A 26,086-nucleotide genomic window follows, 5' to 3' on the forward strand; every position below is an offset into this window, starting at 1 on the left:
CGATGATTGGAACATTTATCAAGCGGCCGGTCTTTACTACCATGTTTATTTTGCTGTTGGTAGTGTTCGGTATCCGCTGCTATCCGGAAATCGGCGTTGATCTGAATCCTGATGTTGATTTGCCTATTGTCAGCGTGCGTGTTACCTACAGCGGTGCTTCGCCGCAGGAAATGGAAACGCTGGTTACCAAGCCGATTGAGAACCGCGTCAGTCAGGTTTCCGGTATCAAGACGTTGTCTTCCACTGTGCTTGAAGGCTACAGTGAAACGGTTCTGGAATTTAATATCGGTGTAGACCCGCAGGTGAAGGCTAGTGAGGTGCGTGAAAAGGTTGCCAGCGTGCGCAAGGCGCTGCCGGATGATATTGATGAGCCGGTAACACAGACGGTAGACCTCAACTCCCGCGCTATTGTAGCCTATACCTTTGCTTCGCCCTCGCGTAGCCGTGGTGAAATCCGCCGCATTGTGGAGGATAATATCAAGGATGAGCTGCAGATGGTGGAGGGTGTTTCCGAGGTTACCGTTGTCGGTGCCAGCCAGCGTGCTATCCGCATCGTGCTGAAGCCGGAAAAGCTGGCGGAATACGGTATTGCCTACCAGACAGTGCGCAGTAAGCTGAACGCCAACAATTACAATACTCCCGGCGGCAAGGCAAAAAATGACGCTATGGAAATCACTGTGCGTACCTTGGGCAAGTATAACAATATCAATGATATTAAGCAGGTGGTAGTTGCTAATCATAACGGACGCCCTGTTTATATCAGTGAAATTGCCGATGTGCTTGATTCCTGGGAGGATGAGGATACCTTTGCCAGCGCTAACGGCGTTCCCTGTGTTATGACCTTTGTGCGTAAGCAGTCCAAAACTAATACTGTTGATGTTACCGATAATGTCAATGCCAAGATGGAGGAGCTGAAGCACAGCAATCTGCCTCCGGATATTATCGTTGATAAGGTGCGCGACCAATCTAATTATATTCGCGATAATATTGCGGATGTCTGGAATGCGATTCTTTTCGGCGGTTTTCTGGCGCTTTTGATAACATATCTATTCCTGCGCAATTTCCGTGCGACTATTATCGGTGGCCTGTGTATTCCTACGTCTATTATTGCCACCTTCTTTATGATGAAGGTTATGGGCTTTACACTGAATAATATGTCGCTGATGGCTTTGAGTCTGGCAGTCGGCATTTTGATTGATGATGCGATTGTAGTAATTGAAAATATTTTCCGTCATATCGAGATGGGACAGACACCGTTTGTGGCAGCCAAGGAAGCGACGGAGGAGCTGACGCTGGCGATTTTGGCGACGTCCCTGAGCTTAATGGCTGTATTTGTGCCTATCGGCAATATGGGTGAAACCATCGGTCAGTTCTTCAAGCAGTTCGGCCTGACGGTTGCTTTTGCGGTAGCATTCTCTACTATCGTAGCCTTTTCGCTTACGCCAATGGTTTCGGCGTATTGGATTAAGGCAGAAACCGAGGAGCAGAGCAGCAAGGAGCGCACGCATTTTGTGCAGAGGGCTCTCGATAAATTCGAAGCAGGCTTCCAGTCCGTGCGTGAAATGTATGACAGCTTAATGGTCTGGGCGTTAGAAAGACCTAAGAAGGTTGTCGCCGTAGGCATCATTTCGCTGCTGTTGAATTTGCTGCTGCTTCCCTTTGTGGGTACGGAATTCCAACCTACATATGATTCGGGTGAATTTAGCGTTAATGTTAAGGCGCCCATCGGCACCAGTCTGCAGAAAACTGTAGAACTGGCTAAGCCGTTGCAGCAGGAGATTTCGCAGCTGCCGGAGGTCAAAATCGTGGCGCTAAATATAGGCAACGGCCGTAATCCTGTTAACCAGGGCTCGCTTGATATCCGCCTGAAGCCAAGTAATGAGCGTGAACGCAGCATGCAGCAGATTATGGATGATTTGCGCGGACGCTTTCAAAATGTTGAAGGGCTGAAGGTTACAGTAGTATCCAACCAGGGCGGCGGCCGCGGTGACAGCCGTCCGGTGCAGATCGGTCTGCGCGGCAGCAATATCAAGGAGCTGAAAAATTACGCCCAGCAGCTGGCAGACATGATGCGCCGGACTGAGGGTGCGACCGATGTTGATATATCCGATTCGGAAGAGCAGCCGGAAATCGTAGTTAAGCTGGATCACGCCAAGGCCAGCGAATTCGGTCTTGATGCTACGGAGGTCGGTAAGGTTATCGAAATGGCTATCATGGGCAAAAGCACCAGCAACAGCTATACCATTGGTGACAATGACTATGATATTATTCTGCAGTTGGAGCAAAGCCAGCGAACTAATATAAATGATGTTATGAACCTGCGCATTTCTTCTTCCGCAGGTCAGTTTATCCGCCTGGGTGATATCGCAGATGTGCGTTACGGCAGCGGTCCTACACGCATTGAGCGTGAGGATAAGCAGCGCCAGATAGTTGTTTATGCCAACACAGTAGGTATCTCGCCCGGTGATTTAATCAGCAAGGTGCGCGATGAATATATTCCCGAGCTGAATTTGCCGCCGGGATATAACTATAAGATGATTGGTCAGGCCGATAATATGGAGCGCTCCTTTAAAGAGGTTTATAAGGCAGTTATTCTGGCAATAGTTGTGGTGTACATGGTGCTGGCGGCGCAGTTTGAAAGCTTTTCGCAGCCGCTGATTATCATGGTATCACTGCCGTTTGCGATTATCGGCGCTATCCTGGGCCTGCTTGTTGCAGGACAGACGGCGAATATGATGAGCATGATTGGCTTTACTATGCTTCTTGGCCTTGTTACTAAAAATGCAATTCTGCTGATTGACTATGCCAACCAGGAGCGGGAAAAGGGCATGTCTATCCGCGAAGCAGTGCTCTTGGCCTGCTCGCTGCGTCTGCGTCCTATTCTGATGACAACATTGTCTACGATACTCGGTATGTTGCCGATTGCTCTCGGCATCGGCGAGGGCGCGGAGCTGCGCCAGTCTATGGGCGTGGTGCTGATAGGCGGCTTAACAACCTCCACCTTACTGACGTTGGTGGTTGTTCCGTTGATTTATCTGCTCTTTGAGGAGTGGAAGGCGAAAAACTATGTGCAAAGAGGAGAATAGGATTGAAACAGTTGACACCCAAGGCTTTTGCTGATTACTTGGCAGAGGCTGCAGAAAAAATCCGTCAGGATGGTTTCAGCATTGTTAAGGATAAGCCGATTAATTATGGCCAGCAGATTGCAGTGCAGTTTTGCGAGGCTAAGGCATCCGTGAATATATATAACGGCAAAAAGGGACTGACGCATGTTTATAACGGCGACAGTGCCTTAAAGCAAAGATTACTTATGCTCTTGGAGGGAGTGCAGACTGCGTCTGATGAGCTACAGCCTGCAGCTGCAGGAGCAATGGTAAGCAACGGCTTGTGGGCAGGCAGTGATGAATCCGGCAAGGGTGATTTCTTCGGCAGTCTGGTTGTGGCGGCCACAGTAGTGGACAACACAACGGCAGCTAAGCTGCAGGCTGCGGGCGTTAAGGACTGCAAGCTGCTGACTGATAAAAAAATACTTGAGCTGGAGGACGTTATCAAGGCAACCGTTGTTGATTACAGCGTGCTGGAGCTGAAGCCCAAGATTTATAACCTGCGCTACGAGCAGGTTGCGGCAGCCGGCGGCAAGCTCAACCAGCTTTTGGGCTACGGACATGTGGCGGCTTTGAGTCAGGTGCTGGAGCGGCAAAAGGATTGCCACAGCGCTTTGATTGACCAGTTTACGCAGTCTACGGTAAATTTAAAGGCTTTGCAGCAGCGTTTCCCCGGCTGCAGTGTGCGTCAGCAGCCCAAGGCAGAAAGCAATCTGGCGGTTGCCGCTGCCTCGGTGTTGGCCCGCGCCCGCTTCTTGCGGACGATGGAAGAGCTGGCGCAGCAGGCCGACGTAGGCGAGCTGCCGAAGGGCGGCGGCGAGCAGGCAACGGCGTGCGCCCGCCGCTTAGCAGAAAAATACGGCAAGGATGCTTTGCGTGAATATGTAAAGCTGCACTTTGCCAATTACAAAAGAGTGTAGAGATTATGAAAAAACTTATTGTTAACGCAGATGATTTCGGTCTGCATCCTTTGATTAACGCAGGTATTATCAAGGGCTATAAGGAGGGCTTTATTACCAGCACCTCACTGATGCCCAGCGCTCCCTGCTGGCAGGAGGCGGTGCAGTTGGCGCAGGAAAATCCTCAGCTCGGTATAGGCGTGCATCTGACGCTTGTCGGCAGCGTGGCGCCTGTGCTGCCTGCAGGCAAGGTCAGCAGCCTTTTGGATGAGCAGGGACTGTTTTTGCCGGATTACGTTGCCTTTGCCAAGCGCTTTTACAGCGGCAGCGTCAAGCGCAGCGAGCTGGAAGCGGAGCTGCGCGCGCAAATCGAAAGGGCGCTGGAGGCTAAAATAAATATTACTCATATCGACAGCCATCAGCATACGCATGTGCTGCCGGGAATTAATGCACTTGTATTAAAGCTCTGTAATGAGTATAATATTATAAGGGTACGTATACCTAAGGAGGCCTATACCTTTACCGGAGGTTTTCATACAGGTATCGGCAGAATGATCGGACGCAGCGGGCTCAGCTTTTGTGCTCAGCTGGCGGCGCAGCGCGCCGACAGCCTTGGACTGCAGCATCCGCAGCATTTCTTCGGCATGCTGGCAGGCGGTCATCTGAATGCGGAGCTGGTAGGCAATATTCTGCATCAGCTTCCTGACGGTGTCAGCGAGCTGATGACGCATCCCGGTCTTGATTCTGCTGCCTTGGGAAAAATATTTCCCTGGCAATATCATTGGCAGGAGGAAATGCAGGCGTACCTTGACAGCGGCAATAAAAAGCTGCTGCAGCAGGAGCATATTCAGCCTGTTAATTTTACGGCCTGCTAAAGCTCTTGTACTAAAAAAATAAGCTCATTTGGAGTCTGCTAGATGAATAAAAGATTATTGTTCCGCCTAGGTCTGCTTTTTGGCTTTGTGCTTTTGATTTCGGCGGCGGTTATTTATTTTACATTTGATATACGGACCTTGGAATACCTGACGATGTTTGAGCCTCGCTGTATTCTGCTGGCTTTGTCATGCCTTGCGATAGGCTTGATTTTTGACGGCCTGCGTCTGATAACCCTGGCTTCGGTAACAGACGAGAAGCTGACCTTTCATCAGATTGTGAATGTAGTTCTGAGCAACTACTTTTTGGCGCTGGTAACGCCGGGTGCCAGCGGTGGCGCTATTGCTCAGGTTATGTTTATGCGTAAGGCCGGGGTGCCTGTCGCTAAATCTACGGTAGTAGTTTTGGTGCGCACCGTTATGTCCATTATCTTTCTTATTCTGCTGGTGCCGGTGGTGCTACACAGCGATGAGGATATAGTAAAATGGATGCCTGCATCGGTACTGACGCTTCTTTCGGTGCTGTTTATATCACTGCCGATAATCGTAATTTCCTTGCTGCAAACACGTTATCCTGAGAAGGCAATAATGTGGTTTACCCGCAAGCTTTCGTTTACTACGCAGCGCAACTGCTTTATCTGGTACAACGAATTTAAAAACGCTGTTGTAGTTATGGGCAAGCATCCGAAGATGGTTTTCCGTGCGTTTATCGAATCCGGTGTGAGCCTGCTCTTTATCTATGCCACCGTGCCTGCGTATTTCACCGGTCTGAATATTGATTTTGATTTGCAGCAGGTTATGGGACGCATGGTGCTGCTGAATTTAATACTTTATTTTTCGCCTACTCCCGGTGGCAGCGGTGTAGCGGAGGCAGGCTTCTTGGTGTTGTTTTCCAATATTCTGCCTAATGGTGTGGAAGGCATTATGGCAGTTCTCTGGCGCTTTACGGCAGAATATCTGCCCTTTATGCTGGGAGCGGTAGTAACAATCAGAGCTTTTGGCAGCGATGTGCTGAATATGGCATCGCTCAAAAGCAAAACTACCGAGGGTAAGAAAAATGAGTAGCTATAAGATAAAATTTGAAGTTATTTTGAGGGATGGAAACTGATGAATCAGATTGAAAAAAACAGCCTGCTGATTGTAGCAGGTACTGCGTTATTTATGATTATGTTCGGTATCGGCAGCATTCCGCTGCTGGATCCGGATGAACCGGTATATGCAGAAACAGCAAGAGAAATGCTGACTGCCGGTGATTTTTTGTCACCGAGAATTTTTGGCAATTTCTGGTATGATAAGCCGCCTATGTATTATTGGCTGGTTGCTGTTGCTCAGTTTATTTTCGGTGACAGCGAATTTGCGGCCCGCTTTCCTGCGGCATTGATGGCCTGCGGCACCTCTGTGATGATGTATGTAGGCATCACAAGGCTGTTCAATGAACGTGCAGGCTTCTGGTCTGCGATGATTCTTACAAGCTGTGTAGAATTTTTCTATATGGGCAAGGCGGCGGTGACAGACACAACGTTGCTCTTTTTTATGACAGGAGCACTGCTGAGCTTTATCCATAAGCGTTATTGGCTGATGTATGTGTGCATGGCGTTGGCTACCGTTACCAAAGGTCCCATCGGTATCGTCTTCCCGGGTGCGATAATTTTTCTGTATCTGGTGGCTATGGGCCAATTACGTGAGATTTTGCGCATGCATGTTATTCGTGGTCTGCTGCTCTATTTTCTCATCGCATCACCTTGGTATTACGCTATGTATACCGTGCATGGCATGGAATTTATCAATACCTTCCTGGGCTTTCACAATATAACGCGCTTTACGACGGCTGAACATGCTAACCGCGTGACCTTCTGGTATTATTTTCCTGTAATAATCTTAGGCTTGTTCCCGTGGACCGGTATGCTGTGGCAGGCTGCTAAAGCATCTGTAAGCGAAAGCCGTATAGATGATATGCGTAAGCTGCTGTTCTTCCACGTTTGGTGGATTTTCGTGCTGCTGTTCTTTACTATCTGCAAAACGAAGCTGGTATCCTATATTCTGCCGTTGTTCCCTGCTATGGCGGTAATAATCGGCTGGAATATAGCGAGAATGCAAAGCAGACTGCGCCATAATACAACCTTTTACGGTTGGGCGGCAGGCAGCGGTATTATGTTTGTCCTGCTTGGCGTGGGCTGGATTATCGGTGCGCAGTATCTGCCGGAGGCTGACTTCAGCCTGGTGATGCTGGGCGTGCTGACCTTGCTTCTTGGTGCAGCAGCGATTTTCGCTCTGCTGTATTATCGCGATATCGAGCTGGCATCATGGCTGCATGTGATGATCGGCGCGGTGACGATGTGCGTTGCCTTCGCTTTTGTTCTGCCGGTAATTGCCGACCGCTTCAGTGTAAAAACTATGAGCAGCGTGTATAAGGAGCAATGTGAGCAGCAGACTCCCGTTTATGTCGATAAGTTCCTGCGCCCCGGCTTCATGTATTATGCAGGCAAGCCCGGTATCGAAATGATTCCGCAGACAGGTGCTTTGACAGATGCTTTGCGTGACGGCAGCAAAAAATATCTGCTGGTGCGCGGGTTGGAATACCGTCGCGTGCAGAAAGCAGGACCGTTGCCGAATAATGTGCGCACAGTAAAGGAAATCAGTGATATTTATCTGCTGGAGCAAAATTGAGTATTAATAATCAATTGTTGAACCGTTGTGCCTGTTGGCACAGCGGTTTTTTGCCTAAAGGCTCTGCGTTCGATTTGTTGGACTACTTAAACAGGCAATTGATTAATGCATATATAAGTTAAACGCGTATCATTGAAAATACGCACGGAAGGATAATGGCTTACATCTTGTATTTGGGCATTATGCAAACGGTCTGATGTTACAATGCGTGATAGATAAAAGCATTTCATATTCATTTGTAGTTTTACAAGAACGTTGCTATAATTGGAATATGATTTATAGTGAGAATACAGAAGAGAGGGGTAAATATTATGGGAAATACAGCAGACTATATTGAAGTGAAATCATATGGTGATATTTTGCCAAAGAAGGGGACAAATTCTAGAACTCCCTATGAACATCAAAAGATGGCCATGCAAGCCTTGGATAAAATGAATCAGGAGGCAGCGTTTAGTACACTGGTAGTGATTCCGACAGGTGGCGGCAAAACCTATACGGCATCTATGTGGTTACTTAAAAATGCTATTGATAAGAAAAAGAAGATTTTATGGATTGCTCATCGTCAGATGCTTTTGGATCAGGCAGCAGAGTCTTTTCAGAAATTTGCTTACACAGAGGTTATTCCTCATGTGTCATCGTTCTGCTTCCGCATTGTTTCTGGTGCCTCCACCCATGATCGTACCATTGATATTCGTCCGGATGACAATCTGTTAATTGTCAGCAAAGACAGTCTCGGAAGAAATATGGATAGGCTTGAGAAGTGGATTCATGGTGAAAAAGAACTTTTTTTAATTGTAGATGAAGCGCATCACGCTACTGCGAAGACATATAGAAAAATTATTGATTATGTGAAATCCCAAGTACCAAATTTGAAGATGATTGGCTTAACTGCAACGCCGTTTCGTACATCTGAAAACGAACAAGGTCTGTTGGCAAAGATTTTTACAGATGGTATAAAAAATGGGCAGACAGTTCATGGTGATGTTGGTATTACCTATCAGATTGGCTTGAAGGAACTGATTAAGCGTCAAATATTATCGAAGCCGATTTTTGAAAGCTATTATACAGATGAAGAATACGGAGCATCTATGGGAGCAGATGCATGGAATAGTATCCAAAACTTTGATGCATTACCGGATGAGATAGCTTCTCAGATGGCAGACAGTGCTGCTCGTAACCAGTTGATTGTGGAGACTTATAAAAATAAGCGCCATGAGTATGGACAAACAATTTTATTTGCAGTAAATGTAGTACATGCAATTCAGCTAACTGCTCTTTTCAGAAAGGCTGGCATTAAAGCAGATTATATTGTTTCTTCGGTTCGTGACTCGATTACCGGTGTAACAATCAGTCGTGAAGATAATCAAAGAAATATCGAAGCGTATCGCAATGGTGAATTGCAGGTGCTTATAAACGTAAATATTTTGACAGAAGGAATTGACTTACCACAGACAAAAACAGTTTTTCTTGCAAGACCTACAGTATCTTCTATTCTGATGACTCAAATGGTAGGTCGTGCTCTGCGAGGACCGGAAGCAGGGGGTACAGCCAGCGCATATATTGTTTCGTTTGTTGATCACTGGAATGAGCATATTGCCTGGGTAAATCCGGAAAGTCTGTTTGATGGAAATAATGACTTCCAGGATAATGATCCGGAGCGTATAAAACGAGAACTGCGCATGATTGCGATTTCTAAGATAGAAGAGTTTGCCTCTATTCTGGATGATTCTGTTGATACGTCAGCATTGGAGAAGGTGCCGTTTGAGCAGAGAATACCGGTAGGAATGTATGCGTTTACCTATCTTGAAGAAAGCGGCATGGACCATGCTTATCAGGTTATGGTCTATGACAGTACACAGGCTGCTTATCAAGATTTGATGGAAGCACTCCCGGACTTATTTGATAGCTTCGCCATTTCGGAAGAGTATCTGACTGAATCTCAGCTTGCGGAGATGGAAGCACAATGCAGAGATACTTTCTTCTGTGGCGAAATGGTTCCACCATATGAAGAAAGAGATGTGCGAAATATTCTCAAGTATTATGCACAGTATGAAACCGCTCCTCAATTTTATACGTTTGCTGATATAGACCGCAGTAAGCTGGATGTAGGGAAAATTGCCCAATATATTTGGGACGAGGATATGGGGCAGAGAAAAAAGACAGAATATGTTGATTCTATTTGGGATTCTAATGATGATAATATGCTACGTCTTTTCTTTGGAAGAAAGCTGTATTTCTTACGCCAGCTTGATATTGAATTGATGAAGATATCACACTCTAAAGATATTTTTGATGAAGGCAATAATGTGAAGCTAGGAACAAAAGCATTGGAAGATCTTCCGCTTAACGAGATTAGAAAGTATAACCCTGAATTAGAAAAAACTCTTCGTGCAAAGGCCTTTGAGAAAGCAAAGGATGCAGATGGATTTTACTGCTGTGCAGAATGTGGTAAAAAAGATTGTTCAAAGGTATATTTCCAGGTTGACCACATTATCCCTATGAATGCCGGCGGAAAGAGTGTTGCAGAAAACTTACAGATTCTTTGCAGACAGTGCAATGGAGTAAAGGGAGACAGATAATGCGAGAATTATTTTATAACGCATTAGATGTTGCTGTAATCATCAGCGCTATGGAGTTGAATTGCAGAGATGAAAGTCACTTGATTGATTCTATTTGGGATGGGGAAAAGGTTTTTCTCTATCCGGAATATCGTCGGAATCAGAAAAAATTTATTTTGGATGTCAGGTATTGGCTTAATTACTTTTATGAAAAACCAATTCTGGACAAAGAATTTCCAGCAATACAGAAGGATACCGCAGATACAAAAAGTTCTTTTGACGAAGAAAGTTATGTGAGCGACTTTTCAAATTTGGATTTGTTTTTCAAAAATATTCGTCTACGTATTTTGTACAGTACGGAGAAGGATTATGTCCGCTTAAAGCTTCGAACGCTTTTGAAAGAATACGGTTATCAGCGACGGTCTAAATTATTATTAGAGCATATCAACAGATGCATGCTGTTTTATCATCTGGAAGCTACTCTGCGAGGTGGTGTGTCTTGCTGTATTGAAAAGGTAGGATTGGACAAGATGCTGACATTCAGAGTACTTTGAGGAAAATAGAAATAATAAAGGCTTTGGTTAAATTTTGTGTTTGCTCTATAACATAAGTTTTGGCGATTGGCGCTAGTCTCACAACTTAATCTTATATTATAAAAATTATCTGCATTAGCTGGTATATGCAAAAACTCCCCATCCGTCTTACCTTGCGGTAAGAAAGATGGGGAGTTGCTTTTTAGCTTATATAATTCTTTTAGTCCTGACCGGGAACCTTCAGTACAGCGCCGGTAGCAGCGGAGGTAACCAAAGCAGCATAGCGTGCCAGGTAACCGCTCTTAACCTTCGGCGGCGGGCAAACCCAGTTCTTACGGCGTTCAGCCAGCTCTTCGTCGCTCAGCTTAACGTTCAGGGTACGGTTCGGAATATCAATTTCAATGATATCACCGTTTTCAATCAGTGCGATGTTACCGCCCTCGCGTGCTTCCGGAGAAATATGACCGATGCAGGCACCGCGGGTAGCACCGCTGAAACGTCCGTCGGTAAGCAGTGCTACGTCCTTGTCGTGGCCCATGCCTGCCAGTACGGAGGTCGGGTTCAGCATCTCGCGCATACCAGGGCCGCCTTTCGGGCCTTCGTAACGGATAACGACAACGTCACCGGAAACAACCTTTTGTGCGCAAATTGCAGCAATAGCTTCATCCTCGGAATTATAAACCTTAGCCGGACCGCTGAAGACCTTCATGGAAGGATCAACCGCACTTTCCTTGACAACGCTGCATTCCGGAGCGATGTTGCCCTTCAGAACAGCGATACCGCCGGTTTTGTTGTACGGATTTTCTACGCTGTGAATAACCTCAGGACGCAGGATTTCCGCATTTTTAATAATCTGGCCGACAGTTTTGCCGCTGACAGTCTGGCAGGATTTTTTAATCAGTTTCAGACGGTCAAGCTCGTGCATTACAGCAGGAATGCCGCCGGCTTCGTTCAAATCAACGATGTGGTGGCTGCCGCCCGGGCTCATCTTAGTGAGGTACGGAGTTTTCTTGGAGATTTTATCGAACAGCTCCAGCGGCAGGTCGATGCCTGCTTCGTGAGCGATGGCCGGCAGATGCAGCGCAGTGTTGGAGCTGCCGCCGATGGCCATGTCAACAGTAATAGCGTTCTTGAAAGCGTTGAGCGTCATGATGTCGCGAGGCAGAACGTTTTCCTCCAGCAGACGCATAACAGCCATGCCTGCGTGCTTAGCCAAAGCAATACGCTTGCCGTTATAAGCAGCGGGAATAGTGCCGTTGCCGGGCAGGCCCATGCCAAGAACCTCAGTCAGGCAGTTCATGGTATTTGCAGTGAACAGACCGGAGCAGCTGCCGCAGCCGGGGCAAGCACAATGCTCGATTTCTCTGAGCTCTGCTTTATCAATCTGACCGGACTCAAAACGGCCGGCAGCTTCAAATACAGTAGATACGCTGATATCTCTGCCCTGATAACGACCGGGCAGCATCGGACCGCCGCTGACAACAACGGTCGGGATATTCAGACGGGCTGCTGCCATCAGCATACCAGGAACGATTTTATCACAGTTCGGAATCAGGATTAAGCCGTCAAATGCATGGCCGTTGGCAACAGCTTCAATGCTGTCCGCAACCAGCTCGCGGCTTGCCAGCGGGTATTTCATGCCGTCATGGCCCATGGCGATGCCATCGCAGATGCCGATAGCCGGGAACTCAATCGGAGTACCGCCTGCTTCCAGCACGCCATACTTGGCTGCCTTGGCGATGGTATCCAGATGCATATGCCCCGGAATGATTTCGTTAGCGGCACAGCAGATGCCGATTAACGGTTTCTTTAATTCTTCTTCAGTATAACCCATTGCATAGAACAGAGAGCGATGGGCTGCGCGGGTTGAACCTTTTTTTACTTGTGTACTGCGCATATTTCTTTGACCTCTTTCCCTTAAGTAATAACTACTACCGTACGGGCTGCTGATAAAGCACCGTATACTTCATCAGGTTTCCTCGACGTACAGAATGTACGCCATCGTCAACCTTCTTCGTCTCCGGTACTTTCTGAGCAGCCTGCGTGGAATTAACGTAGCAAGCTGCTGATAAAGCACTGTATACTTCATCAGGTTTCCTCGACGTACAGAATATACGCTATCGGCGATCTTCGTCGTCTCCGGCACTTTCTGAGCAGCCTGCGTGAAATGAACTTAGCAAGCTGCTGATAAAGCACCGTATACATCATGTTTCCTCGACGTACAGAATATACGCCATCGTCAACCTTCTTCGTCTCCGGTACTTTCTGAGCAGCCTATGTGGTTTTAAATAAAAAAACAACAGTCCCGAAGCCTTTCGGGATACTCATAAAATTTTACAATTTTTATAGCCTGATGTCAAATTTTATGGACAAAAAACTACAATTAAGTGTAAGTTTGCACCTTAAAACTGCATCTTAGTTACATTCTTTACAAACTTGGTAAAGTTTAAAAATAATTCACGATTACTGCGTGGAGAATAGTATATAATAGGCGTGTAAAATTGTTGCGAGGTGATTATCATGAAAACTAAATTAACTGAGCTCTTAGGCATAAAATATCCTGTTATCCAGGGTGGTATGGCGTGGACGAGTGACGCTGTGCTGGCTGCAGCAGTTTCCAACGCCGGTGGTGCCGGTATCATCGGCAGCGGCGGCCGCACTGTGGAATGGACACGTGACGAGGTGCGCAAGGCAAAATCTCTGACCGACAAGCCCTTCGGCGTTAACGTTATGCTGATGGCTCCTAACATTGCGGAAATCATTGCTATGCTGTGCGAGGAAAAGGTAGCCTTTGTTACCTTGGGTGCAGGCAACCCTGTACCGCACATTCCTGCTTTTCATGCTGCAGGCATCAAGGTTATTCCGGTAGTACCTAATGTTAAGCTGGCAAAGCGCATTGAAGCTGCAGGCGCTGACGCTATGGTTATTGAAGGTATGGAGGCCGGTGGTCACATCGGCAAGCAGACTACTATGGCGCTGATGGAAAACGTACTGCCGCAGATTAAATCTGTTCCGGTGCTTGTTGCAGGCGGTATCAGCGACGGCCGTGCGCTGGCTGCAGCTTTGCTGATGGGTGCCGCAGGTGTGCAGATGGGCAGCCGTTTCCTGCTGACTGAGGAATGCCCGGCAAATCCTGCTGCTAAGGAGGCCATTGTCAAAGCAACCGATACTGACAGCGTAGCAACAGGCTACAGCCGTAATCTTGGTGTACGCTGCCTTTCCAATGCCTTTACCGATGCTTATACCGCGCGTGAAATTGCCGGTGCTCCCAAAGAGGAGCTGATGGCGATGGGTACAGGCACCAACCGCAGAGGTCTTGTGGAAGGTGATGTTACCAACGGTACCGTTATGTGCGGTCAGAGCCTGAACGTGCTGAATGATATCCTGCCCTGCAAGGATGTTATGGAGCGTATCATTGCGGAAGCTAAAGAGGCTATTGCCAACGTACAGAAAATCGAGCTGTAAAAATTAAAGCAAAAAGCATGCATTGCTTGCTGTGTACCAATAATACTGGATGTCCGGTTGAGATACAAAGTAAAGCGGTGCATGCTTTTTTACTATATTTCATCTGGTCTGTAATTATTCAGCTTATCTGGTTGCATTCGGGGAACAGGCTGCTTAATCGTTCTATTACCGCGGCAATTTTATCTGCCTCGATGGCAGCGTAATTGATAACGAGCGTGCAGCCGTTATTTTCTTCGGTATTATGACTGTAATCGGAATAGAAGGAAAGGCACATATCTGCTGCCAGTGCTGCCTTGCGCACTTCTGCTTCCGTCAGTTTGGTGTTGATATGCAGGACAAAATGCGTACCGGCGTTGCGTTCGGTTATCTGCGAAACAGCGGCCAGCGGCGAGGAGTGGATGGCAGCCAAAATTTTGTGACGCTGCTCGCGGTAGTAGTTTTTCATTTTGTTGATATGACGTTCAAAATAGCCTTCGGAAATAAAGCGTGCCAGCGTATACTGCTCGAAGCTGGATACGGTGCAGCTGTAAAAGCTCATGGTCTGTTCGTAGCGCTCCAAAAGACGCGGCGGCAGCACCATGTAGCTGATGCGCAGTGAGGGCACAAGGCTTTTGGAGAAGGTGTTCATATAGATGACACGGCTTTGCGTATCCTGCGCGTACAGCGGCAGGATGAAGCGCCCGGTGTAACGGAATTCGCTGTCGTAATCATCTTCAATTATATAGCGCTTGCGGATGCGGTTAACCCATTCAAACAGCTCCAGTCTGCGCGTTACTGGCATGACAATGCCGGTGGGGAAGTGGTTGGCGGGGGAAAGATGCACTACGTCGGCACCGCTTTCCTCCAGCTTGTCAATCATCAGACCGTTGTCGTCAATAGGAATATATTTCCAAGGGTTGCCGAAGCTGGCGGAGATGGAGGCGAATTTTTTATAACCCGGTTCTTCGATGGCGAAGGTGCAGGCATGGCCGAACATCTGCAGCAGGCGGCCGTAAAGGTATTCTGTGCCGGCGCCGATGATTATCTGCGATGGGTCAACATCCATAGCGCGGTTGTGTGCCAAGTAGGCGGCAATAGCCTTGCGCAGCTCGTAGACACCTTTGTAGGGAACGGTTTTGAGCAGCTCTTCGTTGTGTACGGACAGTGTTTCGCGCATCAGGCGTGTCCAGGTTGCCAGCGGAAAGTTTTGCAGGCTGATGCGGTTAGCCTTGAAGTCGGCAAAGTATTCGCGCTCCGCTGCCTCCGGCTGCATTGCTGCTGCAGCCTTGCGGCGCACGCGGTAGCTGCTGACATTTTCTACAAAGTAGCCCTTCTTTTCGCGCGAGGTGATGTAGCCTTCTACCGCCAGCTGGGCGTAGGCGTTGGCCACGGTGATGATGCCTACGCTCAGATGCTGTGCCAACGTGCGCTTGGAGGGCAAGCGTTCGCCTGCCTGCAGCCTGCCGCTGATGATATCTTGACGAATGCATTGGTATAAGTAATCATAGAGCGGTGTGCTGCCGCGTTTATCTAAGTCATATGTTAACATGAGTTATATTTCTCCTTGGTTCTAAAATATTTTTGCTTTTTGATTCTTTTAATAGAACCATTTTGATTATACAATAGTGACATCACAAAAACAAGTCCCATCACAATGGCGTGAAGGGTAAGAGCCAAATGAGGAGGATTATCATTATTATGGAAAAAGTAAAATTACAAGCACAATATGGTTTATATATTAACGGACATTGGCGCAACGCATCCGACGGCGCAACCTATAATGCAGAAAGCCCTGCAGACGGCAGCCATCTGGCAGTTTGCGCTCAGGGCAGCCGCGAGGATGTAGAGGCAGCCTCCGCAGCAGCTTGGGAAGCGTTTAAAACCTGGAAAAAGACTACTCCGGCACAGCGTGCCGCTCTGCTGAATAAAATTGCCGATATTATTGATGCTAACAAAGAACATCTGGCAATGGTAGAAAGCATGGATAACGGCAAGCCGATTCGTGAAACCATGAACGTGGATATTCCGATGGCAGCGGAGCATTTCCGTTATTTTGCCGGCTGCATCTTAGCGGAGGAAGGTCAGGCATCCGTACTTAATGAGCAGTTCCTGTCCATCATCCTGCGTGAGCCTATCGGCGTAGTTGGTCAGATTATCCCTTGGAACTTCCCGTTCCTGATGGCAGCGTGGAAGCTGGCGCCGGTGCTGGCAGCAGGCGATTGCACCGTACTGAAGCCTTCTAAGGAAGCAAGCCTTTCCATTCTGGAATTTGCCCGTCTGATTGACGGCGTGCTGCCTGCAGGTGTTTTCAATGTTATTACCGGCGCGGGCAGCAAAACCGGTCAATATATGCTTGAGCACAAGAACTTTGCCAAGCTGGCCTTCACCGGCAGCACCGAGGTTGGCCGTAATGTAGGCCTGGCTGCGGCAGAACGCATTATCCCGGCAACATTGGAGCTGGGCGGCAAGAGTGCCAACATTTATTTCGATGACTGCGATTTTGAGCAGGCAATCGACGGCGCTCAGCTGGGTATTCTCTTTAACCAAGGTCAGGTTTGCTGTGCAGGCAGCCGTATCTTCGTGCAGGATACTATTTACGATAAATTCGTACCGGCTTTAGTCAAAGCCTTCAACAAGGTTAAGGTGGGCCTGCCCTGGCATGATGATACGCAGATGGGTTCTCAGATTAACGAAACCCAGATCAGGAAAATCCTGAGCTATGTTGAAATTGCTAAGCAAGAGGGCGCTACTATTGCCTGCGGCGGTGAACGCTTTACCGAGGGCGAGCTGGCCAAGGGTGCCTTCATGAAGCCGACGCTGATTACCGATGTAACCAATGATATGCGTGTGGCGCAGGAGGAAATCTTCGGACCTGTTGCCGTAGTTATCAAATTCCACGATGAGGATGAGGTTGTGGCTATGGCTAATGACAGTGAATACGGTCTTGGCGGTGCTGTCTGGACTAAGGATATCAACAAGGCTATCCGTGTGGCACGCAACGTGGAAACCGGCCGTATGTGGGTGAACACCTATAACCAGATTCCAGAGCATTCTCCCTTCGGCGGTTACAAAACCTCCGGTATCGGCCGTGAAACTCATAAGATGATTTTGAACCACTATACACAAGTGAAAAATATTATGATTAATCTCAGTTATGCTCCTTCTGGGTTTTATCCTCAGGACTGACGATTAATAAACAGGATTATTCCTGATTAGTTGCGCAAAAAAAGCTCCGGCGGTTGCCGGAGCTTTTTTGCTGAGTGGGTTATATTTATTTATCCAATTTTGCATTATCCAAAAATGCTGTGCCGAACTGAGTATAGTTCATTTCCGCACCGCGCAGGTCAGCGTATTCCAAAAATGCTTTGTCCAGCAGCGCCTTGTCCAGCTTGCTGTTGTTCAAATTGCTGTGGCCCAGCTTGCTGCTGCGCAGGTCTGCTTCCGTCAGGTCGCTGCGCTCCAGATGGGCACTGTACAGGTTAGCGCCATGAAAAATTGCGTTTTTCAAGCTGGCACGGCGCAGCCAGCTGTAGGGCAGGTTGGCGAAGCTGAAGTCCGCGTAATCAGCCTGTACGCCGTCCATAGAAGCCTCCTGCGCTTTGACCTGCTGCAGATTAGCGTTCAGCAGATGTGCGCCATGCAGCTGGCAGCGGTTGAGATATGCTCCCTGCAGGCTGGCGTTGGTAAAATCGCTGCCGGAGGCATTGGCATAGCGCAGGTTAGCATATGCCAGATTGGCACCGCGCAGACTGGCGTTGGGCAACAGAGCGCTTTGAAAGCAGGCATCCTGCAGCTTGGCTTTGTCCAGCTTGGTAGCATCCAGACGTGCTTCCGTAAAATCGGTGTTGGTAAAATCGCGTCCGGATAAATCCATTCCCGATAAATCGGCACCGGAAAGGTCACCGCCGGGGCAGCTTGCTCCGTTCAGTACCGCATGCAAATCACTGTTGCTGTAAGCAAGGCATGTGCTGCTTAAGCCGAGCGCCAGGAGAGCAAGCACAGTCTTGAAAATATTCTTACGCATTTTGCCCTCCTGCATAGTTTTCTGCTTCGTCCAGCAGAAGCTCCAGCTGCTTGGGATCATCCGGCAGACAGTCGATAATCTTCCAAGGCTTAACCTCGGCAAAATCCTCAGGCTTATAGCCGGAGCCTTCCAAAATAATCAGGCAGGGTGCGCCGATAGCATTGGCGCAGCGCACGTCGTTAGGCGTATCGCCGATAAAAATAAGCTCGTTTGGCTTGGCCTGCTCGTTTTGCATATACAGGCGGTGGAAGGCAACCTTAGCCAGCATTTCGCGGTTTTCGCTGATTTCGCCGAAGACGCTGTGCTCGTGGTTAAAATATTGGTCCAGACCGAAATGCTGCAGCTTGAGATGAGCGCCGGTGCCGGTGTTGCCGGTGAGCAGGCAGTTGCAGTAACGGCTATCCGGCCGGCAGAAATATTGCAGCGTTTTCTCCACGTTTTTCAAAACACGGCCCTTGTGCAGCGGCAGCTGCTTGGGCAGCTCCATATGGTAGCGGATAAGCAGGCCTGCCGCTTCCGCACTGTTGCAGCGCCCGCGCAGACGGGTAACAACACTTTTGATGATGTCCGAGTCAGTGCGTCCTGCCAAGGATTTGTTGAAATCGAAGGCATCGAGGAAATAATAGTCCTTAATAACCTTAATCATGGCATCCTTGCCGGCACCGCCGGAAAGAATCAGTGTGCCGTCTACATCCCACATTAAATATTTCATGTGTAAAATCTCCTTTGATTTAAGAAAAAACAGGGGCTGTTCATACAACCCCTGGAAAAGTTTATCTTATAGTCCCGTTTAGATGCCACGGGGCTTGAGCATCATTTTTTTCAGTTGAGCGCCGACGTTTTTGGTAACGTTCTGAGTGCGGCGGATGAATTTGATGTTGGAGCGGTGGTTGGGCTTCATATCGTATTTGCTGCCGAAATCGCCGCGGTCCAGCAGGGTAATTTTAGCCTTGTCGCAGTCAAAGGCGCTGCGCAGATAACGAGCCATGCCCGCAGGGTCGGCATCGTCATAGCAGCTGAAAATATCCGCTGCTATGAAACCGAGCTTAGGATATACATGCAGAGTTACATGGCCTTGCTTGCAGAGTGCGGAGATGGAATATTCGCTTTGGCCTTCCTCCTGACAAACAAGCAGCTCGCGGCTGTTCATTTGGTATTCATCGCAGCCTTCCTGCAGCAGAGTCTTTGCCTTTTCGGTATCATTCACTTCATTTACGCCGCAGTTGTACATATCTATGGCAATTAATTTTCCTGTAAATTTCTTGGGTTGCATGCTTTAAACTCCTCATAATTATAATTACAATAATACAATGCCGGCTCAGGCACAGGACGCTGATTTGCCGGAAACAATATATAGTGCATATCTTATTCAATTATAGCGAAAATTATAATACTTGTAAAGTCAAATTGCTATCCTAATTGAGAAAACTATGTTATAATAATAGCAATAGTTAAAACATTTGTTTTGTGTGGCGGTGAGAAAATGGAAAAGCTGGAAGCGATAGTTGATGATATAGTTTTTCAAAGCGATGACGGCATGTTCAGCGTGCTGCGTATGGAAAGCAAGGCGCAGGGACGCTTTACTGCCGTTTATCATGGCAATGCGCCGTACATGGGCGAAAATGTGGCTATGGAAGGCAGCTGGATTGAGCATGCGAGATTCGGCAGACAATTTGATATACAGTCACTGCAGGTTTTGCAGCCGACTTCGGTAGCAGGCATCGAACGCTTTCTGGCTTCCGGCGCTGTGAAGGGCGTCGGGCCGGTGACGGCGGCAAGAATTGTGGAGGCCTTCGGAACGGATACGCTGGAAATTTTAGGCAGCTATCCAGAGCGCCTGGCACAGGTGCGCGGCATCAGCGCCAAAAAGGCTGCCGCTATTGGTGAATCCTACAGCCAGCTTTCAGGCCTGCGCGAGCTGATGGTGTTTTTGGAAGCTCACGGCGTGAGCAGCGGTTATGCGGCACGCCTGCAGGCAACCTACGGCGCTACGGCGATTACCCGCATTAAGGAAAATCCCTACAGCCTGGCGGAGGATATTACCGGTATCGGCTTTAAAACTGCGGACCGCATTGCTATGGCTATGGGCATGGAGCATGACTGCGAGGCACGCTTGCGCGCAGGCATTGCTTATGCGCTGACGCAGGCCGCAGGCGTGGGACACACCTGTGTGCCGGAGGAGCTGCTGGTGCGTGAAACGGCGAGAGCATTGGCGGTAGACACTTCCGTGGTGCAGGATGTTTTCAGCAGCCTGCTGGAGCAGGATTTACTGCGCACGGAGGAAATGGGCGGTATTCGCCTGATATATCCTGAATATCTGTATACGGCGGAGGTGCAGACCGCACGCCGTCTGCTGAAGCTGCGCGATCAGGCGAAGCCGGTGACGCGCGTGAATGCGGATGAGGTTATTGCCAAATGGGAGCGTGATGCCGGTATTACGCTGGCGGAGGCACAGCGTCAGGCAATTTATGCTTCGCTGGAGCATGGTGTCTTTGTGCTCACCGGCGGTCCCGGTACAGGTAAAACAACCGTTGTCAAAGGCATTCTGAACGTTCTGGAGCAGGCGGGCTGCCGCATTCTGCTGGCCGCGCCTACCGGACGCGCCGCACGCAGACTGGCGGATTCTGCCGGTCATCCTGCAGCAACGGTGCATCGTCTGCTGGAATATCAGCCTACGGGTGACGGCCTGTGCTTCGGCAAGGATGACAGCGATCCGCTGGATGCGGAAGCGATTATTATCGACGAGGCTTCAATGCTCGATATTACTCTGACCTATCATCTGCTTAAGGCGGTTCCCGGCGGCTGCCGGCTGATTTTCGTCGGTGACGTGGACCAGCTGCCGTCCGTTGGTGCAGGCTCGGTGCTCAAGGATATGATCCGTTCGGGCAGAATGCCTGTTGTACGTCTGGAAAATGTTTTCCGTCAGGCAGAGGTAAGTCCGATTGTCCGTAATGCCCATAAGATTAACCGTGGGCAGATGCCGGAGTTTCTTGCCGGTGCCGACAGCGAGTTTGCGCTGGAGGAGTTTGCCAATGAGCAGGATGCTGCGGAATTTGTGGCGTGTACCTATGCGCAGCTTACGTCCGGCGGTGACTGGCGCAGGGTGCAGGTGCTGACACCGATGCACAAGAATCCCTGCGGCGTGCAGAATCTGAATAAGCTGCTGCAAAAATATCTTAATCCGCCGTCTGCTGCCAAGCCCGAGGTAAACATACCGGGTAATGTACTGCGTGTGGGTGACAAGGTTATGCAGATTCGCAATAACTATGAAAAGGATGTTTTCAACGGCGATATCGGCCGTGTAATTAAAATAGACGGAAAAAATGTTACGGTAGCCTTTCCGGAGCGTCCTGAGGGTGATTACGTTACCTACGCTCAGGGTGAGATGGAGGAGCTGCAGCTGGCCTACGCTATGAGTGTGCACAAGTCGCAGGGCAGCGAATATCCCTATGTTATTTTGCTCATGGTGCAGAGCCATTACATTATGCTGCAGCGCAACCTGCTGTATACGGCTGTGACCAGAGCTAAGGAAAAGGTGCTGATTGTCGGCAGCAAAAACGCGGTGCGTACCGCTGTGGAAAACGACAAGACGAAAAGGCGTTACAGCCTGCTGGCTGAGCGTCTGCAGGAAAGCAGCGAGGTGTTCTGATGCATCATTGGTTAAGAGATTTTGCTTATTACGGGCGTGTGGCGAAGGAGCTTATCTTTCCCAGACGCTGCGCTGTGTGTGCGACTAATATTGATAACGGCTACGTTTGTGAGCAGTGCCGCAGGGAATATCTGCTGCAGCGTCAGCTGCCCTGCTGTCCGCGCGAGGAATATCTGGCGGGACAGGCAGCACCGTTGCCGACGGACGTTTTATACAGTGTACTGCTGCTTTATAAATATGAAGGCGTGTTTAAGGACGCGCTGCATAAAATTAAATTTGAGGGCGAGGCAGGCCTGCTGCCGCTACTGCGCGAGGAAGCGGAGCTTGCACTGCCCGCGGCCAAAATGCGCTGGCTGCAGCAGTTTGACCTTATTACCTGCGTGCCTACTGCACCGGAGCGACGCAGGCAGCGTGGCTTTGATGTGCCGCAGGAGCTGTTTGCCGGACTTTTTGAGGGACGCAGCGTGGGCATGGAGGTTTTGCTGGAGCGGGTGCGCCATACTCAGCCCTTGTACGAGCTGAAGCCGGAGGCAAGAAAGCAGGAGCTGGTAGGCTGCTTTGCTTTGCTGCCGCATGCCGGGGTGCGCGGAAAGCATGTACTGCTCTGCGACGATATCTATACTACGGGCAGCACGTTTGCGGAAGCGGCACAGGTGCTGCTGAACGCAGGGGCGGCGCGCGTATCAGCGCTGGCGCTGTGCGCGGCGCAGGCTAATTGGGAGTGACTTTTTCTTGATGCAGAAATTAAAGAATTATTGGCGGCGTGAGCCTGTTTTGTGTATAGCGGTTATTTTGGCTGCTGTCAGCAGCCTTTACAGCAGGCCTCAGCTTGCCTATATAGATTTTGACGTGCTGGCGATACTGCTTTCGCTGATGCTGGTGGTAGCGGAGCTGAAGGAGATACGCTTTCTGGACTGGCTGGCGGTGGAGCTGCTGAACAAATGCCGCAGTAAGCGTCAGCTGGAGCTGGTGCTGTTGGCAGTTACCTATATCAGCTCGATGTTCGTGACGAATGACGTGGCTTTGCTGACCTTTGTGCCGTTGGCGCTGGTTATCGGCAAAACACTGAAAATGGATATGGAGCGGATTATTATCCTGCAGACGCTGGCTGCTAACCTTGGCAGTATGCTGACGCCGCCCGGTAATCCGCAGAATTTGTTTTTATACGCGCATTATGCTTATACCGCCGGCAGCTTTTTTGCCGTGATGGCTGTGCCGGGAATAATTTCGTTGGCATATCTGCTATTGTTATTATTCCATGGCAAGGACAGCGTGCTGAAGCTGGAGCTGCCTAAGCTGCAGCAGCCTCCCAAGGGAATATTGCTGCTCTTTTTGGGACTGCTGCTGTTGAACATTGGTGCTGTGTTGCATTGGTTCGACAAGCTGTGGGCCCTGCTGCTGACAGCAGGCGTAGTGGCCTTGTGCGACAGGCGACGGCTGCTGGCGGTTGATTACAGCCTGCTTGTGACCTTTGCCGGCTTCTTCGTATTCATAGGCAACATCAGCCACAGTCCTGCGGTAAGCTATTTGCAGCAGTCGCTGATGGGCAGTGCGGCAGGAACATATTTAACCGGACTGCTGGCCAGCCAGTTCCTCAGCAATGTGCCGGCGGCTATGCTGTTGGCAGGCTTGACTAAGGAAGCGGACGCGCTGCTTTTAGGCGTTAACATCGGTGGCTTGGGGACGATGATTGCTTCGATGGCGAGCGTTATTTCCTACAAATTATATGCTGCAGAGCATCCTTCGCAGGCAGGGAAGTATGTACGAACTTTTTTGTACTACAATTTTCTGGGCCTGCTGCTGATAGGAGGAGCGGTTTACTTCCTTCTGTAAGCGGGGAAATGCTTTGCGGCATTTCTTTTGGCGTAATGGTAAACCGAAGATGTGTAATAAGTTGACTATTTACATCACTTGCATTATAATAAAGCACGTGAAGCAGACAACAATAAGCTGCTCAAATGAAAGGAAAATGCAAAAATGTTAGAGCTTGCACATAAGCTGGCGGACAGCGATGCCAAATTCTTCGGCGGCTGGGTGCTGGCAGGAGCAGAAGCACATATTCATCAGCCGGCAGAGGTTATGGCGAATCAGGTGCTGTTGGCGAAGGAACGCAAATCAATCATCCGTGTAGCGGGAACTGCGGTAGACGGCAGTTTGGCTAAGGAGCTGCGGGTATTTTTGGTACTGCCTAAGCATAAATTAGGCACGAAGCCGTTGGAGCCGGAGGCAATTAAAGGCGATTTGCTGACAAAGCACATCTTTACAACACAGGAAATAGCAGATTACGTTGCCTATACCGGTGACGAAAACGTCATCCATAAGGGAGAGCATCCCATCGTGCCGGGGCTGTGCATGGCTGCCTGGCTACAGAAGGAGCTGGCGCTGACAGAGCTGGACTGGCGCATCAGCTTTCTTGCTCCTGTTTACGCGGGCGACGAGCTGTGCATCTACAGGACAGAAGGACAGCTTGCTGCTTATGTGGGAGCAATAAATGTTTTTGTGATTAAAGAATTATAGTAAGGCTGGTGTATGAAATGACAATTTCTGGTACAGAAATCAATAAGAATCATAGAGGAGCAAGCGTCAACAAGACTGCGGAAATGACCAAGATGGCGCTGATGGTAGCAATGAACTGCGTATCCGCATATATTATTATTCCGCTGCCGTTTTCTCTTTCTCCGCTTGCATTGCAAACTTTGATTGTAAATCTTACAGGCTATGTGCTGAACGCTAAGCAGGCCTTTATGACCATGCTGGTTTATCTTCTGGTAGGCTTGGCAGGTGTGCCGGTATTTACCGGCGGCAGTGCGGGACCGGGCAAGCTGTTCGGACCTACCGGCGGTTATATTATCGGCTTCTTGGTTACCGCTGTTTTCCTGGCATATTTCAAAGGAGAAAAATACAACTTCAAGCGTTACGCTCTGCTTGGCTGTGTTATCGGCATTCCGCTGATTTATGTGTTCGGCGTTGTACAGCTGAAGCTGATTACCGGTATGCCCTGGGACAAGGCGATTCTGACAGGCGCGCTGCCCTTTATTCCACTGGATATTGTTAAATGCTTGGCTGCCGCAGTTATCGCAGGACCGATTAACCGTATCTTTACTGATAACAGATAAATAAGGTATAATTTAAGAGCTGTCAGCTATTTGCCGGAAGGCAGGTGGCAGGCAGCTTTTTTCGGATATAGAGGTGTTAAGATGGAAAATGCATATATTTTAGGTGGCCTGCGCAGCTACGTAGGCGTAGTCAACGGTATGTATCGTCATATCCCGGCGGAGGTGCTGGGTGCGGAGGTGCTTAAGCAGGTGATGGAAAAATATCAGCTGCGCGAGCCTGATTATATCATTGCCGGCAACGGTGTGGGTGCCGGCGGCAATATTGCGCGCCTGATGGCTTTGACGGCAGGAGTAGATATTTCGGTGCCGGCCTTTACGGTAGATGTGCAATGCGGCAGCGGTTTGGAAAGCATTGCTGTTGCCGCAGCAAAGATAAACAGCGGCGAGGCTGATGTAATTATTGCCGGTGGCTTTGAAAGCAGCTCTACGCAGCCAAGACGTGGCTATAATCCCAATCATCCCGATTATATGGGAGACGAATGGTACAGCGTAGCTAAATTCATGCCCGGCATTCACCGCGAAACGGTAATGCTGGAGGGAGCGGAGCTTGCCGCCAAGCGCGAAGGCATTACTAAAGAAGAAATGGACAGTTGGGTATTGCGCAGCCATGCGCTCGCAACTCAGACGCGTGAGCAGGGATTGCTGCAGAATATTATCGCTCCGGTCTGCGGTGCAGTTAAGGATGAAGGCATCAGACCGCGTATGAGCCAGCGCCTGCTCGACAGAATGCCCAAGGTGCTGGAGGGCGGCGAATTTATTACTGCGGCCAATTCCTGCCTCATTAACGATGGTGCGGCCTTTGTAGTGCTGTGCTCGCAAAAATATCTGCAGGAGCACGGCTTAAAGGCGCAGGCCAGAGTGCTGGGCAGCACAGCTTGCGGCGGCGATCCCTTGGTAAGTCCGCGTACTGCAGTTACCGCACTGCAAAAGCTGTTGGCAAAGCATGGCCTGCAGGAGCAGGATATCGCAGACTTTGAGCTGAACGAAGCCTTCGCTGTAATTGATGTGCTGTTTGCCCGCAGCTTTCCGCACAGCACTGATAAATACAATGTGTTCGGCGGGGCGCTGGCCTACGGTCATCCCTACGGTGCCAGCGGCGGCATAATTACATTGCATCTGCTGGAGGCACTGAAGCAGAAGGGCGGTCGCTACGGCGCCGCAAGCGTAGCTGCCGCAGGCGGCGTAGGAACGGCGCTGCTGCTGGAAAGAGTGGAGTGAAG

General features: G+C 49.3%; 20 protein-coding genes. 15 read left to right on the top strand and 5 right to left on the bottom strand.

What is annotated here, in order from left to right; all coding sequences use genetic code 11:
- Positions 1 to 2 precede the first annotated feature (2 nt).
- The 7 genes from KAH19_RS07840 to KAH19_RS07870 all read left to right on the top strand — a co-directional run bounded on the left by KAH19_RS07840 (position 3) and on the right by KAH19_RS07870 (position 10,654).
- Positions 3 to 3,086 carry an efflux RND transporter permease subunit gene (locus tag KAH19_RS07840; RefSeq protein ID WP_210684118.1) on the top strand — a complete coding sequence of 1,028 codons (3,084 nt, stop codon included), beginning with the start codon at positions 3 to 5 and terminating at the stop codon, positions 3,084 to 3,086.
- A gap of 2 nt (positions 3,087 to 3,088) precedes the next feature.
- Positions 3,089 to 4,024: a ribonuclease HIII gene (locus KAH19_RS07845; RefSeq protein WP_210684119.1), complete on the top strand. Its 936-nt coding sequence runs from the start codon at positions 3,089 to 3,091 to the stop codon at positions 4,022 to 4,024.
- A gap of 5 nt (positions 4,025 to 4,029) precedes the next feature.
- Entirely contained in the window at positions 4,030 to 4,878 is an 849-nt protein-coding gene (locus KAH19_RS07850; RefSeq protein ID WP_210684120.1) for a ChbG/HpnK family deacetylase, read from the top strand.
- A gap of 42 nt (positions 4,879 to 4,920) precedes the next feature.
- Positions 4,921 to 5,940 carry a lysylphosphatidylglycerol synthase transmembrane domain-containing protein gene (locus tag KAH19_RS07855; protein ID WP_210684121.1) on the top strand — a complete coding sequence of 340 codons (1,020 nt, stop codon included), beginning with the start codon at positions 4,921 to 4,923 and terminating at the stop codon, positions 5,938 to 5,940.
- Between the two features lie 42 nt (positions 5,941 to 5,982).
- On the top strand, positions 5,983 to 7,542 hold the full coding sequence (locus KAH19_RS07860; RefSeq protein WP_210684122.1) for a glycosyltransferase family 39 protein: 1,560 nt from the start codon (positions 5,983 to 5,985) through the stop codon (positions 7,540 to 7,542).
- Between the two features lie 311 nt (positions 7,543 to 7,853).
- Positions 7,854 to 10,121 carry a DEAD/DEAH box helicase family protein gene (locus KAH19_RS07865; protein WP_210684123.1) on the top strand — a complete coding sequence of 756 codons (2,268 nt, stop codon included), beginning with the start codon at positions 7,854 to 7,856 and terminating at the stop codon, positions 10,119 to 10,121.
- On the top strand, positions 10,121 to 10,654 hold the full coding sequence (locus KAH19_RS07870) for a hypothetical protein (protein ID WP_210684124.1): 534 nt from the start codon (positions 10,121 to 10,123) through the stop codon (positions 10,652 to 10,654). The genes KAH19_RS07865 and KAH19_RS07870 overlap by 1 nt, the downstream gene beginning before the upstream one ends.
- Positions 10,655 to 10,853: 199 nt before the next feature.
- Here the strand turns inward: KAH19_RS07870 and ilvD are convergent, their stop codons facing one another.
- Positions 10,854 to 12,530 carry a dihydroxy-acid dehydratase gene (gene ilvD / locus KAH19_RS07875; protein ID WP_210684125.1) on the bottom strand — a complete coding sequence of 559 codons (1,677 nt, stop codon included), beginning with the start codon at positions 12,528 to 12,530 and terminating at the stop codon, positions 10,854 to 10,856.
- 623 nt (positions 12,531 to 13,153) lie between these two features.
- On the opposite strand from ilvD, the gene KAH19_RS07880 reads away from it, so the two are divergent.
- A complete protein-coding gene (locus KAH19_RS07880) occupies positions 13,154 to 14,098 on the top strand; it encodes a nitronate monooxygenase (RefSeq protein WP_210684126.1) in 945 nt (314 codons plus the stop codon).
- A gap of 118 nt (positions 14,099 to 14,216) precedes the next feature.
- Here the strand turns inward: KAH19_RS07880 and KAH19_RS07885 are convergent, their stop codons facing one another.
- Positions 14,217 to 15,626, bottom strand: a complete 1,410-nt coding sequence (locus tag KAH19_RS07885) for a PLP-dependent aminotransferase family protein (RefSeq protein WP_210684127.1) — start codon at positions 15,624 to 15,626, stop codon at positions 14,217 to 14,219.
- A 149-nt stretch (positions 15,627 to 15,775) separates the two neighbouring features.
- Between KAH19_RS07885 and KAH19_RS07890 the strand changes: the two genes are divergently transcribed.
- Complete coding sequence (locus tag KAH19_RS07890; protein WP_210684128.1) at positions 15,776 to 17,263, top strand: aldehyde dehydrogenase family protein; 1,488 nt, start codon at positions 15,776 to 15,778, stop codon at positions 17,261 to 17,263.
- Positions 17,264 to 17,348: 85 nt separating this feature from the next.
- Here KAH19_RS07890 and KAH19_RS07895 read toward each other — a convergent pair whose 3' ends face one another.
- From KAH19_RS07895 to KAH19_RS07905, 3 genes are all read right to left on the bottom strand, one after another.
- Positions 17,349 to 18,101 (bottom strand): pentapeptide repeat-containing protein, encoded by a 753-nt coding sequence (locus KAH19_RS07895; RefSeq protein ID WP_210684129.1) that lies wholly within the window; start codon positions 18,099 to 18,101, stop codon positions 17,349 to 17,351.
- Positions 18,094 to 18,813, bottom strand: a complete 720-nt coding sequence (locus KAH19_RS07900; RefSeq protein WP_210684130.1) for an HAD family hydrolase — start codon at positions 18,811 to 18,813, stop codon at positions 18,094 to 18,096. Before KAH19_RS07900 ends, KAH19_RS07895 begins: the two co-directional genes overlap by 8 nt.
- 78 nt (positions 18,814 to 18,891) lie before the next feature.
- Positions 18,892 to 19,374, bottom strand: coding sequence for an S-adenosylmethionine decarboxylase family protein (locus tag KAH19_RS07905; protein ID WP_210684131.1), 483 nt, complete (start codon positions 19,372 to 19,374; stop codon positions 18,892 to 18,894).
- A 210-nt stretch (positions 19,375 to 19,584) separates the two neighbouring features.
- Between KAH19_RS07905 and KAH19_RS07910 the strand changes: the two genes are divergently transcribed.
- The 6 genes from KAH19_RS07910 (at position 19,585) to KAH19_RS07935 (ending at position 26,084) form a co-directional block, all read left to right on the top strand.
- Positions 19,585 to 21,750 carry an ATP-dependent RecD-like DNA helicase gene (locus tag KAH19_RS07910; RefSeq protein ID WP_210684132.1) on the top strand — a complete coding sequence of 722 codons (2,166 nt, stop codon included), beginning with the start codon at positions 19,585 to 19,587 and terminating at the stop codon, positions 21,748 to 21,750.
- Positions 21,750 to 22,475: a ComF family protein gene (locus tag KAH19_RS07915; protein ID WP_210684133.1), complete on the top strand. Its 726-nt coding sequence runs from the start codon at positions 21,750 to 21,752 to the stop codon at positions 22,473 to 22,475. The genes KAH19_RS07910 and KAH19_RS07915 overlap by 1 nt, the downstream gene beginning before the upstream one ends.
- Positions 22,476 to 22,485: 10 nt before the next feature.
- The gene (locus KAH19_RS07920; protein ID WP_246869463.1) at positions 22,486 to 23,583 is read left to right on the top strand and encodes an SLC13 family permease; all 1,098 of its coding nucleotides are present in this window, start codon (positions 22,486 to 22,488) and stop codon (positions 23,581 to 23,583) included.
- Positions 23,584 to 23,727: 144 nt separating this feature from the next.
- Entirely contained in the window at positions 23,728 to 24,267 is a 540-nt protein-coding gene (locus KAH19_RS07925) for a hypothetical protein (RefSeq protein WP_210684135.1), read from the top strand.
- A 17-nt stretch (positions 24,268 to 24,284) separates the two neighbouring features.
- Positions 24,285 to 24,866 (top strand): biotin transporter BioY, encoded by a 582-nt coding sequence (locus tag KAH19_RS07930; RefSeq protein ID WP_210684136.1) that lies wholly within the window; start codon positions 24,285 to 24,287, stop codon positions 24,864 to 24,866.
- Positions 24,867 to 24,947: 81 nt separating this feature from the next.
- Positions 24,948 to 26,084: a thiolase family protein gene (locus tag KAH19_RS07935; RefSeq protein WP_210684137.1), complete on the top strand. Its 1,137-nt coding sequence runs from the start codon at positions 24,948 to 24,950 to the stop codon at positions 26,082 to 26,084.
- The last annotated feature ends 2 nt before the right edge of the window (positions 26,085 to 26,086 follow it).

Origin of the sequence: Phascolarctobacterium sp. Marseille-Q4147 (genome assembly GCF_017968825.1) — a bacterium.
In the GTDB taxonomy this organism is placed as follows: domain Bacteria; phylum Bacillota; class Negativicutes; order Acidaminococcales; family Acidaminococcaceae; genus Phascolarctobacterium_A.